Raw genomic sequence first — 13,263 nt, forward strand, 5'->3', positions numbered from 1 at the left:
ACCGGTATGCCCGATTTCATGAAGATATTGACAGGATGTGAAACCCGATGCCCGCCCCATTGAGACAGAAACTGGAAACATTATATACGGCGTATAACCGAAAAGAGTTTGTAGACCCGGACCCGCTCATGTTCTTGTACCGGTATCCGCAGGTGTGTGACCGGGAAATCGCAGGGCTGGTGGCCGCATGCCTGGCCTATGGCCGGGTGGAGATGATTTTGCAGGCCGTGAATCAGGTCCTGATGTTTTTGGGGCCAGCGCCTAAGGACCGGGTGGTCCATCTGAATGAAACCGATCTGTGCCGGGGCATGGCCGGGTTCTCCTACCGGTTTGCCAGGCAGGCCCATGTGGTCAGTCTGATGGTCGGGATACAGCGGGTGCTCCGGCAGTATGGTTCCTTAGAGGCCTGTTTCATGAGCGGCATGTCTCTGGATGATGCCACGGTAATGCCCGGATTGCTGCATCTGGTGCGGCATCTGAATCCGGACGGGGCCTGCGGGCATCTTCTGGCAGATCCGGCCAAGTCCAGTGCCTGCAAGCGCAGTCACCTGTTTTTACGCTGGATGGTGAGAAAGGATCAGGTGGATCCCGGGGGGTGGGACAAAGTCCGGCCGTCTCAGCTGTTGATTCCCCTGGACCGGCATATGTTTTCTGCAGGCAAAATGCTTGGATTCACCCGGCGTAAAACCCCGGATCGAACCGCATGCCTGGAAATTACCGACGGATTCAGGCAACTTAGCCCCGAAGATCCGGTGAAATATGATTTCTGCCTGACCCGTTTCGGCATCCGGCGCAGCCTGGACATGGCCGATTTAGGGACCATACTGGCGGATTGACATGTCACCACATAAAGGAGAATGCATGGATCCGGATGCATACATGCTGCCCCCGCTGTTGCCGGGGCGGCTGATCAAACGATATAAACGATTTTTAGCCGATATCTGCCTGGATTCCGGCGAGACCGTGACCGCCCATTGCCCCAATTCCGGTTCCATGAAAGGGTGTGCCGTGCCTGGCTGCCCTGTATGGCTGTCCGTGAGCGACAATCTCCGGCGGAAACTCAAATACACCTGGGAACTGATCAAAACCCCGGCGTCCATGATCGGTATCAACACCCTGGTGCCCAACAGACTGGTGAAAAAAGCCATTGAAAATCATATGATTTCTGAACTGAACGGATACAGTCACGTTCGTTCTGAAGTCAAAACCAGTGAGGGCACACGCCTGGATCTGGTTCTGGAAGGTGCCGGAAAAGACCGGTGTTATGTTGAAATCAAAAACTGCACCCTGGTGGAGGACGGCACCGCCATGTTTCCGGACGCGGTTACCCTGCGGGGCCAGAAGCACCTGGATGAACTGATGCACCTGGTGAAAACAGGGCACCGGGGCGTGATTTTCTATCTGATCCAGCGCATGGACGCGGCCCGGTTCACGCCTGCAGCCATGATCGATCAACAATATGCGGATAAGTTGCGTGAAGCGGCAGACAACGGGGTGGAAATTGTGATCCGGGACGTTCAAATCGATCTGGAACGGATCCGGATCAATCGGCCCGTCCCTTTTGTGTTGTAACCTGCGCCACACTGGAAACAAGGCTTGACAATCTACCACTTTGTAGTATTTTAAGCCCATAAATCAGGCAATGGTTAACGATGCAGGACGTCATACCAAGGAGGAATCATATGTGGGAATATACAGATAAAGTAAAAGATCATTTTATGCACCCCAGAAATGTGGGGGAGCTTAAAGATGCCAATGCCGTTGGAGAAACCGGATCTTTGAATTGCGGGGATGCGCTGAAACTTTTCTTGAAGGTGGATGAAAATGAGCGTATTGTTGATGCGTCATTCATGACATTCGGCTGTGCCAGTGCCGTGGCCTCCTCCTCCGCACTGACGGAGATCGTTAAGGGCATGACCCTGGATGAGGCAGCCAAAGTCACCAATGGGGATATTGCCGATTACCTGGGGGGGCTGCCCAAGGAAAAAATGCATTGTTCCGTTATGGGCAAGTCCGCACTGCAAAAAGCCATTGCCGACTACCGGGGAATCCAGATCATGGAAAAACCCGGAGAAATGGTATGTGAATGTTTTGAAGTGACCGATCTGGAAATTATCGATGCGGTCAAAGCCAATGGACTGGAAACCACAGAGGATGTCACCAATTATCTCAAAGCCGGGGGCGGGTGCGGTAAATGCCTGGACCGGATCGAAGAGGTGATCGCCTCTGTCAAAGCCGAGGGATGAGCCATATGAACGTGATTTATACCGACAACAATGCCACCACGCGGGTGGCGGATGAAGTGATTGAAGAGATGCTGCCCTTTTTTGGGGGATTTTACGGCAACCCTTCTTCCATGCATACATTTGGGGACCGGGTGGGCAAAAAGATCAGGCAGGCCCGGCAAAAAGTGGCGGACCTGATCCATGCGGATCCCGACGAGATCATATTTACCTCCTGCGGGACGGAAAGTGACAACAGTGCCGTTTTTTCAGCACTGAATGCTTATCCGGACAAGAAACGCATCATCACCTCCAATGTGGAACATCCGGCCATTTTGAACCTGTTCAAATATCTGCGGGATAAAAAAGGGTATGATGTGGTGCTGGTGCCGGTGGACAAAAAAGGAGATCTGGATCTGGATCTTTTGTATGACAGTTTGTCCGATGATACCGCCATTGTCTCCCTGATGTGGGCCAATAACGAGACCGGTGTGATTTTTCCCATTCCTGAGATCGCAGAAAAGGTCACGGAAAAAGGGATATTGTTTCACACGGATGCGGTGCAGGCGGCCGGAAAAATACCCATCGATGTAAGGGCTGCCCATGTGGACATGCTGTCTTTATCCGGTCACAAGATTCATGCCCCCAAAGGCATCGGTGTCTTATATGTGAAAAAAGGGATGAAGTTTTTTCCTTATCTGATCGGCGGGCATCAGGAAAAAGGCCGGCGGGGCGGCACGGAAAACACCGTCTCCATCATCGGCCTGGGAAAGGCCTGTGAACTGGCGGCACAGCAGCTGCCCATCATGAATACCCAGGTGAAAGAACTGCGGGATTATCTGCAAAGCCAGCTCCTGGAAAAGATTCCAGGTGTGTCTGTGAATGGCGATCTGGAAAACCGTCTGCCCAATACCCTGTCCATCGGATTTGATGCGGTGGAAGGGGAGTCTATTTTACTGATGCTGGACAAGGAAGGCATCTGTGCCTCTTCCGGTTCCGCCTGTACTTCCGGTTCCCTGGACCCCTCCCATGTGCTTATGGCCATGGAAGTGCCGTTCAAGTCTGCTCACGGCACCATCCGGTTTTCTTTGTCCCACTACAATACCAAAGAGGAAATGGATCATATTGTGAAGACCATGGTTTCCGCCATTGAAACACTTCGGGCCATGTCTCCTTTCTGGAAAGACGGTAAACTGGTGTAAAAAATCATGACAACCGATCAAGCACTGGTATTTGCCATTCTTTGTGCGACCCTGGTATTGTTTGTCTGGGGAAAGTTCCGGTATGATCTGGTGGCCCTGACCGCCCTGTTGCTGGTGTCGGTGACCGGCCTGGTTCCCATTAATGAGGTGTTTTTAGGATTCGGACACCCGGCGGTGATCACGGTGGCGGCAGTGCTGGTCTTGAGCCGGGGACTGTTCAACGCCGGAGCCGTGGATCTGTTGTCCCGGCATATGGCAAAGGTGGGCACCGTTCCCACAATCCAGGTGACGGCGCTGGCCGGGATTGTGGTGGTCTGTTCCAGTGTGATGAACAATGTCGGCGCACTGGCGCTCTTGATGCCCGTAGCCATATGGATGTCCCGCCAGAGCGGCCGGTCGCCTTCCCTGCTGCTCATGCCCCTGGCTTTTGGTTCTCTGCTGGGGGGGCTGGTCACCCTGATCGGTACGCCGCCCAATATCATTATTGCATTGTATCGCGTTGAAACCGGTCTGCCGGCATTTCGGATGTTTGATTTTGCACCCGTGGGAATCGGGGTGGCCCTGGCAGGCCTGGTGTTTATTTCTCTGTTCGGGTGGCGGCTGACACCCAAACGCGAGGCCCGGTCATCTCCGGATGAGTTGTTTGAAATTGAAAATTATATCACCGAGATCATCGTTCCTGAAGGGTCCAAATTTGTCGGCCAGACTATTTTTCACCTCACATCCGCCATGGAAAAGGAAACCGAAGCCACTGTGGTGAGCCTTTCCAGGGGGGAAATCCATAAGCCCGCCCCTTCCTGGTACGAAATTCTGGAACCCGGGGATGTACTGATGGTGGAGGCGGCTCCGGATGATCTCAAAGCGTTGATGGACGGACTGGGGCTGGAACTGGCTGAATGCAAGGGAGATTGCCGGTCCACATTGGGATCTAAAGATATCCGGTTGATGGAATCAGTGATCACCACGGAATCCACACTGCCGGGCAAAACCTCTGCCGGCCTTTATCTGCGCCGGCTTTACGGGGTCAATCTTCTGGCCATTGCCCGGCGCGGCCGGCGAATTACACAGCCGTTGGGCCAGACAAAATTTATGACCGGTGATATTCTTTTGTTCCAGGGCACGGATGAATCGCTGCAGACCGTGGTCAAAAAATTCAAATGCCTGCCTTTGGCAGAACGTGAAATTCGTATCGGTCAACCTAAAAAAGTCATGTTGTCCGTGGGTATTTTCGGCGGTGCCATGGTGTTGTCCGCCACCGGCGTTCTGCCGGTTCAAATTGCGTTTACAGCGGCGGCCGTAATTATGGTCCTGTCCGGGGTCGTGCCTTTGGGAGAAATCTATGAGCACATTGACTGGCCGGTGATTGTGCTGCTGGGTGCCATGTTTCCGCTGGGTCATGCCCTGGAAAGTTCCGGGGGCGCCGGACTGATCGCGGAAAAACTGCTGATGCTGTCCGGCTTTTTTTCCAGCGCCGGGACCCTGGCGGTCCTTCTGGCCGGGACCATGCTGCTGTCCAATGTGGTGAACAATGCGGCGGCGGCCGTGCTGATGGCACCTATTTCCATTACCCTGGCAAAGGAAATGGGGATTTCTCCGGATCCGTTTCTGATGGCTGTGGCGGTGGGGGCTTCCTGCGCATTTCTGACACCGGTGGGCCACCAGTCCAATGCCCTGGTCATGGGGCCGGGGGGATATAAATTCGGTGATTACTGGCGACTGGGTTTGCCCCTTTCCATTATCGTGACAGTGGTGGCAGTGCCGTTGATCCTGATTTTCTGGCCCATGATTCCTGTGTCCGGCAATTGATCCATTCCCAAAGGTGATCCGCCTATCCTGTCACCGTTTTGATTTTTCTCTCATTTCCCTTAAGGAAAAATTCCACGGTATCTCCACAGTCCCCTGTTTTTGGTCATATCCATATCATTAACTTAATCTCAATTTTGATAATAACAGGCGATTATCAAAAAAAATTTGAGAATACCATGCCAAAATTTTATCGAAAAACAGTTGCTGTTAGCACAAAACCTGTTTTCAATACATGGTCACACTGATTTCTTTTTTCAAAGAAATTATCAATTCTAAACATTTTACCAACCGGCACCGCTAAAGACCAACTGATTTTGTCCGTCAAAGAACACTTCCTTTTTCAACCTTGATATTTTTTGATAAACTTTGTCAAGGCTCTTATAAAGACGGAATAGCTCGATCATTTTATTAAAGCCATCCACTGTCTTGATGTGGCCAGAGATTTTGTTTCAAAAGTTGCCTTGGCAAAAACCAGGATGAAATTGAAACATGATGTATTCATTGAACTGAATCTCAGGCTGATCCATTTCTTTTATGAGAATTTCACAGTTTCAAGTGGAACGGTTTTAATCTGCTCGCCGTCGGTCAGTGCCTTATCTTTCCAAAGAAAAGCAAACCGTATATGGTACAAGGCTCAGTTCACTTTTGCAGAGGTCAGTGGAATTACGGCACTGTTGTCTTTCTTCCAAGCCCGGTCATGGAAACTCGACACGATCATGCGCCGCTGGTGGCAAATAGTGTTGGAACGTTCCTGCCCGGTTGAAATAGACGATCGCCTGGTTCTGGCCGGTAGACGGCATCAAGGTCTCCAAGAAAGCTGAAAAGATGTCCGGGGTCAAACGTCTGCACCAGGAGTCGGACAACTCGGGCAAAGCCTCGTATATTTTCGGGCACCACTGGGGAGTGATCGGTGTTCTGGCCAGCTGGGGTAAAAAAATTTCTTGCATCCCGCTTTATGCCGAGCTCCATGAAGGCGTAGAAACTCTTCGTCGCTTTCAACAAAAAACACCGCCACTGGTCGACGGCAGCCCAAGGTCAGCATCACCAGTCTGATGGCGGCCATGGCGGAAGAATTGGTGCCGGAGCTGGACAGAAAGTGTATTTTGGTTCTCGACGTCTTCTTCGCAGTAGGACCGGTGTTTGCCATCCTCAAAACGGTGCGCGATGCTACCGGTCAACGGTTAGTCCCAAAACAAGCGTGTTTTAAAAAGTTCATATCTTAGGTTAGCAAAACATTTTTAGTAAAAAATTCCACCTGGCAGCTGTTGTCAAAAGTGCATACCTCGCCCCCCGGCTCCATAAAATTTCAAATTGTGGTGTATTTTCATCACCAGTCTCCTGGATCTTGTCTTCCGGGGTTTGGACTCACTCATCACAACCCATTTGTGACAGCTGTCCGATCATGCTCTTTGTATCAGGGAAATGCAAAATGCCTCATACGATCCAACAGATTGAAAATATGTTTGACCTGGTCATTATAGCCGACCAGCCTGTACGTGATCTTTCTCCCTGATTTTATGATCAAGCACGGAATCTGGATAAAAGTATGGATAAATTTTTTGAATTCCATGCGAACAATGCTCCTGCCCAATGCCCGGTATGGAAGCAGCAGACCGTACCATGCCTTGAGATCCCAGGACTGAGACGCTATGGCCATATACACCCAGTTGGAGATCAGGGAATCAGACGGATTGTTCAATGCAGATACCCCGTTTTTCAATTGTTCTATATCGTTTTCATGGTCTGCCCGGTTGCGGTAAAATTGAATCAGCTGCTCCACAGATTTTTTGTCATCATTGGTGATGTAAAAAAAATACCTGACATCATCGAAAAGCTGGCATTGCCCTTTCAGCATTTTAATGGTCTTGCGAAGTACGATCATCCTGTAGGGCTTTTGGCACTTTCCTGGCCTGTATTCGAATTCGGCAACATGTTCACATTCGGTTTTAAGATTTTTAAACTTACGTCTTTCGACCACCTGAGCCTTTACATTCTCTGGTTTTTTGCGGGGCTGTGTCTTGATTTTCCGTGATTCCTTCTGAAGGAGTTCCCACTCAGATTCCGGAATCTGACCGGCCAGTTTCACAAAATTGTTTCTGGCATCCATGCCAAAAACAAAACGGCAGCGGTTGTCCCATTTGCCAAAATTGCTTGTAAGACTGAAGTCCGTATCGCCCCGGATATAAACCTTTTCAAACGAATCAGACACAAGGTTAAGGGTTTTGTCCAGCCACTTGGCAGAATCCAGATGAGAAGGGGCATTCCCGGAACGGTTGACCACATAGAGCACTTCTCTTGTACCAGCCAGGGAAATGATCAAAGGGGCATATCCCCATTTGCCGTTGTATGAAATATCCATACCCTGCTTGCATTGACCGTATGTTTCGCTGATGGTGCCGTCAATATTGATAATGGCCATCTTTTTAAATGACGTCGGCTGTTTCCCCCATATTTTTTTGCGGATGTTATTTTTAGTCGACATGAAATCAAGCACATCCTGTTCCTCGAAACGTCTGAGAAAATCTCCGGCTGTTGTTGGATCCGGTATAATCTGCGCTCCAAGCGCGTCAAGCCAGGCCGGATTTTTTCTCAACAGCTCGATATCTTCCAGACAAGTCCCGCCGGCAAGGATGTTATAGGCCATGTTGGCGACATGATCCGATTCATGATAGGGCAAATGTCGCTTGAGAAGTTCAAGGTTCTTATCAATTTCTTTGAACAGACCGGTCTTCTGGGCAAGCAGATGGATCAACCCGATCCCACCATAGGAGATGCCCTGATGACGGCCATCAAATTCATAATGAATGTTGGACGCTTTGAACATAGGATGGGGTTGCTGGGTCCAGTTTCTTTTTTTTAGTTTTTTACTGATTTTTCTCTTGCGGTTTGCCAATTTTTTGTCAATATTCATACTCACTCGAAACGCCTTTGCTGTTTTGTGTTTTTGTTTTCGATAAAATCATTATACACTTTATTGGCGGGCGTTTCGAGCTTTTTTTCTCATTTTTTTACTTAAATCATGCTTTTTTGGGGTTAGTGCATGTGGTGACTCGGGCCAAAAGTAATGTGGTGGCCTACGCAGATGCACCGCCGAGAACCGGACTCTCCGGCCGGCCCAGGATATACGGTCAGAAATTGAACCTGATAGAACTGTTCTATACGCACCGGACATCTTTTGAACAGGCCCGAATCGAGCTGTATGGGCAGCAGCAATTCTCGGTGAAGGTCTAAAATTCCCAGAAAAAATGTCAATCCACCAAAATTCAGTCCGATGTCAGCTGAGAATTAGGATTTTTCAGCCCAGATCGCAGGCATTTATGTATCAGGTTTGTGGCAAATGTCAAGAAAACCGGATAGAAGCCAATAGAGATCCATTGACCTGAAACGGCCTTGATGAATCAGAATCATTTGTTGACCGGGCGAAGCAAATTTTCATGGGGCACGAATATCGGTTGGCGGGGAAATCACAAAATGAAGCAGTGACTCCCAATTTTCGAATATTATAACACGGATTGTACAACGCAACTGGTTCCAGAATTCTTTTCTTGCGCTGAATTTGGCCCTTGCTATTTGGTACAAAGGATCTCTGAGTTCAATGATTTGACGCATAAAAAAAGCCAGCAGGGTGAATAGGAAAAAATTGAATGATAAGTTCTTTTTCCCATGACCAAAATTGTGTTCAGAATGATAGCCAAGATTTTTCAGAGTATTGAAATTTTCATTTTCAATTTTCCATTTGGCCCGACCGGCTTTGACAAGCTTTGCAACATTGCCGTCAGTAACCCGGATATCAGTGACCCAGCTGTTGGTATAGGTGATTTTATCACCATCCCGGATGATGCTGTATTCAAAAAAATTGACCAGCGGGGCGGATTTGTTCCCATTCAACCTGATATCATTGATCCATTCATATCTGTGGATGGCACCCTTGTGATCCTGCCATTCCAAAAGGTGAACCTGATCCAGATCCTCTTTTTCCATGAGTTGATCGAATAAAACCTTATGGCTGCTGGGCTTTGCTATCAGAATATATGACATTTTGTTTTGATTGAGAGCCTCAATAAACGGCTTCCTTGAATACAGATCATCAGCTGTAATTACGATCTCCAGTTTTGGATGCTCTTGTCGAATCCGGTTTAAAAACCGTTTGCCGGCGTTGATCTCACAATCCTGTTTTTTTGAACCATCACTGTTTTTGATTGGTTCCGGTGCCAACGGGACCACCTGTTTTTTTTCTGGATGTACAATAGACGCACCCAAAACTTTATGGGAATAATTAATGGTTCCATTTTTGTAACCCTTTGTTAAACATGAGGGGCAGTTGATAGTTTCTGAACTGAAATACTGTGTACCATCAATAGGCAGGAGATACCCCTCATTCAGAAATTGAAAAGGTTGTAACTGGTTTCCTCGCTGCAGCAGTCGAAAAAAATCGTTGAAAATTGGAAACAGCTTTTGAGAAGGAATGGCATCAATGATGTCTCTTAATTGGTTGTCTTTGGGAATAGTTTCAACTTGAAACAACGTCTGCAGATTATTCATTTGCATCTGTTCCTGCAGACGTCTTTGGAATTCGAGCATTGAAGCATCTTGAAAATACATCATGGCAAGGGCGCTCAGACAGGCATCATGCATGGAATGCCTGATTTTTCCAACCTGCCGCATCTCAATCTCAGCGATTTCATTGACGCGGGCTGAGACCGACTTTCTGAAATTTGAAAAACCAAGTTTTGTTCCAGTATTCAAGCTGATAGCTCCCAAGTATTGTGCATTTGGATAAATGCTATCATAAAATGATAAAAAAGTCTAGTTTATATTTTCAATTATTTCAATTACTTACAAAATATTTAAATTTCCCGTCAAGGAGATTACGGCTTTGTGATGCCTCAGGCAATGCCAGTGAGATTGGAAAAAATATTACGAAGTAAAAAAAATATCTGATGCATGAAAAGCCGATTTTACAGCATTTTTAGGTTCACCGAGAATTGCTGTATGGGCAGGCAAAAGACGTAGCGTTTCTCTGTTTTGACCTGCTCTGGAAGCCGATCGGCGAGAAGGTACGTTTTGTATTGGTCGCCGATGGTACCGAGCGGTTCATTCTGATGTGGTCGGATTTACCCTTGATGCCCAAGACATGGTCCTGGCCTACAGCTACCGGTTCAAAATCGAGGTGAGCTTCAAGGTCTTCAAGCATTTGATCGGCGCATTTTCTTACTGGTTCTGGACCCATGCCTGGCCCTGTGTCGGAAAGGCGAACAGCAGTGATTTGTCTAAGATCAACGACCGCCGAAGACAACGGTTGATTGCTGAAACAACCGATTTTATTGAGGTGTTTGTCAACTTCGGTTGCATCGCTACCGGGATACTGCAGGTCCTGGCGCTCAACTACCACGAAACCATTTGGAAACGGTATATGGGATGGCTGCGAACCGTCAGTTCGACCATCCCGTCTGAGGAAGTCGTCCAGTCGGTGATCCAGCAGGAGTACTTCCACAATTTTAGCAATTTTGGCACTGACGCGATTTATCGAATAATTATGTCAAAGAGGCGCGGCAAGTAGCAAGACTGGATGTCACTGGTTGCCTGAGGGCGGCAAAACTTCGGACTGTCGAGGTAATAATTATTTTATTAAAAAAGCTATTGACACCAATTGTCGAAGGGTGATATGCAGTATACAGATTGTCGACAGATGGTATACTGAACGAGTAAGAAGGAGAAATCATGACAATTGCAGAGAAAATAACCAAGACTTTGCGTCAAGAAATTCTGAACAACACTTTGTCGCAAGGGGAGCCTCTTTCAGAAAACGTTCTGGGAAAAAGATTTAAAACCAGCAGAACTCCGGTGCGAGAAGCAATTCGGAGATTGGAAAACGATCGCCTTGTTCAAATAATTCAAGGGCGGGGAGCCATAGTCTCAATGATGGATATTAGTCAACTGTCACACGTCTTTGAGGTAAGAATCGTACTTGAACCTTTAGCAGCAGAATCGTCTTTTGTTTTTTTAAGGCAACCAGAAATCACTAAGCTTGAGGAACAATGGTTAGCCTTGGAAGATCGTTTGCACAGTCAAGAAATTGAAATAATACAAGATATATCCGATCTTGACAGAAAAACACATCGTTTCTTTACTCACAAAACCCCCAATCCGTGGCTCCGTACTTTTTTATCTACCTTGGAAATTCAGGTTGCAAGAATGCAAAATATGGCGGCTTCAGGTCTTGGAGAGGCGACTGAATCTATCCGTCAACATTTGGAGCTTGTTTCTCTATTAAAATCAGGTGATCGAGAAGCGTTTATTGTAGCTTTGAGAAACCATATTATCATTAGTAAAAGTTATGTGGCATCCAACATTGATCTGAATCGATGATAAGCCACATGGTAAATACCAGCAAGGAAGAATTTCATGAAACTGTCTAATCAAGAACAGGAAATCTTAGAGGGAAAGCACGGCGACGGGCAAAAAAAAGCGATTGAGTTGCTAGTAGCTGTGGGGAAAGCATTTGATGCTGAACGTTTAGTGGACGTGTCGCGTACACATGTGGCGCTCAGTGCACAGGAAGGAGATACCTATTGGTGCGAATTACTAGTAGAGAACGGTGCAACCTGCCAAGTGCCTTGCACCACTAACCCGGGATGGGATGCCCATGTGCTGTCTCCCCGTTATGCCGTAACCGAAGATGAACTCGCTCTGCTCCGCCGGACCTATGACGTTTACAACAGAATTGGTGCTGTGTTGACCCAGAACTGTACACCTGAGCTAGAGTTTAATGTTCCGGCCTTTGGTGAGGTGGTGGCTTTTTCCGAATCCAGTGCAACTCCCTATGTCAACAGTGTACTGGGAGCCCGCTCAAACCGGGAGTCTTCCGTGAGCGCCCTTGCATCGGCGGTGGTGGGTAAAACTCCCCTTTACGGGCTCCTTTTAGATGAAAACCGTCTGGGAACCATGCTTTTCAATGTCGGCTTTGTTCCAAAGGAGGCTTATGACTGGGGACTTTTGGGCTACTATGTGGGGATGCATGCCAGTAATAGAATTCCGGTTCTCCAGTTTCCTGAATTGCCCTCCCGTCCCACACCGGCCCAGTTGCTTTACTTCGGTGCTGAGGCCGCGACATCGGGTTCTGTTGCCATGTTTCACGTTATCGGGGTAACTCCTGAAGCCCCCACCCAAGAGGTGGCCTTTGGTAGTAAATCCCCCTTAGAAACTATAGATGTGAGCATTCAAGATCTTTTTCGGATTGAAGAAAGACTCAGCGATCCGCCAACGGCTATCAACATGGTCATGGTGGGCTGTCCCCACTATACCTATAATCAAGTCTGCCAACTGGACCGGTTGATGAAGGGCCACCAATCCAAGGTGCCATTTTTTGTTCTTGTGTCCGACACCACTCTCTCAGTCGCTGTGAAATCCGGTAAAAAACAACATCTTGAACAATGCGGCGTGGACCTTATCGCTGGGACTTGTGTCGATCAGCCCTGCTTTAAGTCCTTTGAGGCCGGCACCTTTATAACAGATTCTCCCAAGGCAGGCTATTACCGGAAAGGAAGAGGCCAAAAAGGTGTCATTATCAGGAGGATGGCCCAATGTGTGAAAGCTGCGATAACAGGGAGGGTGAAATAATGAGCGAACAAATTGTCAAATGCCGATGCATAGTCTCTGGAATAGGGAATGGAGAAGCCATGGTTTCATCAGAAGCTATGTGCTTCTACCTCTGTGACCCTAAGACAGGTAACGTCATTGAAAAAGGACATGATTTATTTGGAAAAAATGTTGCAGGCAAAGTGCTTTTGATTAAGTCGGGCAAAGGGAGTTCTGTCGTTATGATAGATGGGTTATATCAACTTAAAATGAACAATAATTTACCTGCTGCACTCATTGTTGAAGATATTGAACCAGTTCTTGTCTCAAGTGCTTTTGTTGTAGGTGTCCCTATCGTTGATCGCCTTGAGGTCGACCCTTATCATATTATTAGCGATGGGGTCCAAGTTTTCGTTGATGCAGATAAGGAGGAAGTCAGAATTATCAAAGATTAG

At 47.9% G+C, this 13,263-nt stretch carries 12 protein-coding genes; 10 read left to right on the forward strand and 2 right to left on the reverse strand.

Annotated features, from left to right (window positions below):
• Positions 1 to 47: 47 nt before the first annotated feature.
• The 6 genes from K365_RS0101850 (at position 48) to K365_RS27795 (ending at position 6,051) form a co-directional block, all read left to right on the forward strand.
• Positions 48 to 836 carry a TIGR02757 family protein gene (locus K365_RS0101850; RefSeq protein WP_024333277.1) on the forward strand — a complete coding sequence of 263 codons (789 nt, stop codon included), beginning with the start codon at positions 48 to 50 and terminating at the stop codon, positions 834 to 836.
• A 25-nt stretch (positions 837 to 861) separates the two neighbouring features.
• The gene (sfsA, locus tag K365_RS0101855) at positions 862 to 1,572 is read left to right on the forward strand and encodes a DNA/RNA nuclease SfsA (RefSeq protein ID WP_024333278.1); all 711 of its coding nucleotides are present in this window, start codon (positions 862 to 864) and stop codon (positions 1,570 to 1,572) included.
• Between the two features lie 110 nt (positions 1,573 to 1,682).
• Positions 1,683 to 2,246, forward strand: coding sequence for a Fe-S cluster assembly protein NifU (gene nifU, locus K365_RS0101860; RefSeq protein ID WP_006967825.1), 564 nt, complete (start codon positions 1,683 to 1,685; stop codon positions 2,244 to 2,246).
• 5 nt (positions 2,247 to 2,251) lie between these two features.
• Positions 2,252 to 3,424, forward strand: a complete 1,173-nt coding sequence (gene nifS / locus K365_RS0101865) for a cysteine desulfurase NifS (protein WP_024333279.1) — start codon at positions 2,252 to 2,254, stop codon at positions 3,422 to 3,424.
• Between the two features lie 6 nt (positions 3,425 to 3,430).
• Entirely contained in the window at positions 3,431 to 5,230 is a 1,800-nt protein-coding gene (locus tag K365_RS0101870; RefSeq protein WP_024333280.1) for an SLC13 family permease, read from the forward strand.
• Positions 5,231 to 5,712: 482 nt separating this feature from the next.
• The gene (locus K365_RS27795; RefSeq protein ID WP_156887662.1) at positions 5,713 to 6,051 is read left to right on the forward strand and encodes a hypothetical protein; all 339 of its coding nucleotides are present in this window, start codon (positions 5,713 to 5,715) and stop codon (positions 6,049 to 6,051) included.
• Positions 6,052 to 6,644: 593 nt separating this feature from the next.
• Here the strand turns inward: K365_RS27795 and K365_RS0101895 are convergent.
• Together K365_RS0101895 and K365_RS0101900 are read right to left on the reverse strand one after the other, a co-directional pair.
• Positions 6,645 to 8,141: an IS1380 family transposase gene (locus K365_RS0101895; RefSeq protein ID WP_024333282.1), complete on the reverse strand. Its 1,497-nt coding sequence runs from the start codon at positions 8,139 to 8,141 to the stop codon at positions 6,645 to 6,647.
• A gap of 521 nt (positions 8,142 to 8,662) precedes the next feature.
• On the reverse strand, positions 8,663 to 9,976 hold the full coding sequence (locus K365_RS0101900; protein ID WP_084489710.1) for a transposase: 1,314 nt from the start codon (positions 9,974 to 9,976) through the stop codon (positions 8,663 to 8,665).
• Between the two features lie 358 nt (positions 9,977 to 10,334).
• On the opposite strand from K365_RS0101900, the gene K365_RS0101905 reads away from it, so the two are divergent.
• The 4 genes from K365_RS0101905 (at position 10,335) to K365_RS0101920 (ending at position 13,263) form a co-directional block, all read left to right on the forward strand.
• Positions 10,335 to 10,790: a hypothetical protein gene (locus K365_RS0101905; protein ID WP_024333284.1), complete on the forward strand. Its 456-nt coding sequence runs from the start codon at positions 10,335 to 10,337 to the stop codon at positions 10,788 to 10,790.
• Positions 10,791 to 10,951: 161 nt separating this feature from the next.
• Positions 10,952 to 11,599, forward strand: coding sequence for a GntR family transcriptional regulator (locus tag K365_RS26275; RefSeq protein ID WP_024333285.1), 648 nt, complete (start codon positions 10,952 to 10,954; stop codon positions 11,597 to 11,599).
• Positions 11,600 to 11,635: 36 nt separating this feature from the next.
• A complete protein-coding gene (locus tag K365_RS0101915) occupies positions 11,636 to 12,850 on the forward strand; it encodes an aconitase X catalytic domain-containing protein (RefSeq protein ID WP_024333286.1) in 1,215 nt (404 codons plus the stop codon).
• Positions 12,850 to 13,263: an aconitase X swivel domain-containing protein gene (locus tag K365_RS0101920; RefSeq protein WP_024333287.1), complete on the forward strand. Its 414-nt coding sequence runs from the start codon at positions 12,850 to 12,852 to the stop codon at positions 13,261 to 13,263. The genes K365_RS0101915 and K365_RS0101920 overlap by 1 nt, the downstream gene beginning before the upstream one ends.

It is taken from the genome of Desulfotignum balticum DSM 7044 (assembly GCF_000421285.1).
Classification (GTDB): domain Bacteria; phylum Desulfobacterota; class Desulfobacteria; order Desulfobacterales; family Desulfobacteraceae; genus Desulfotignum; species Desulfotignum balticum.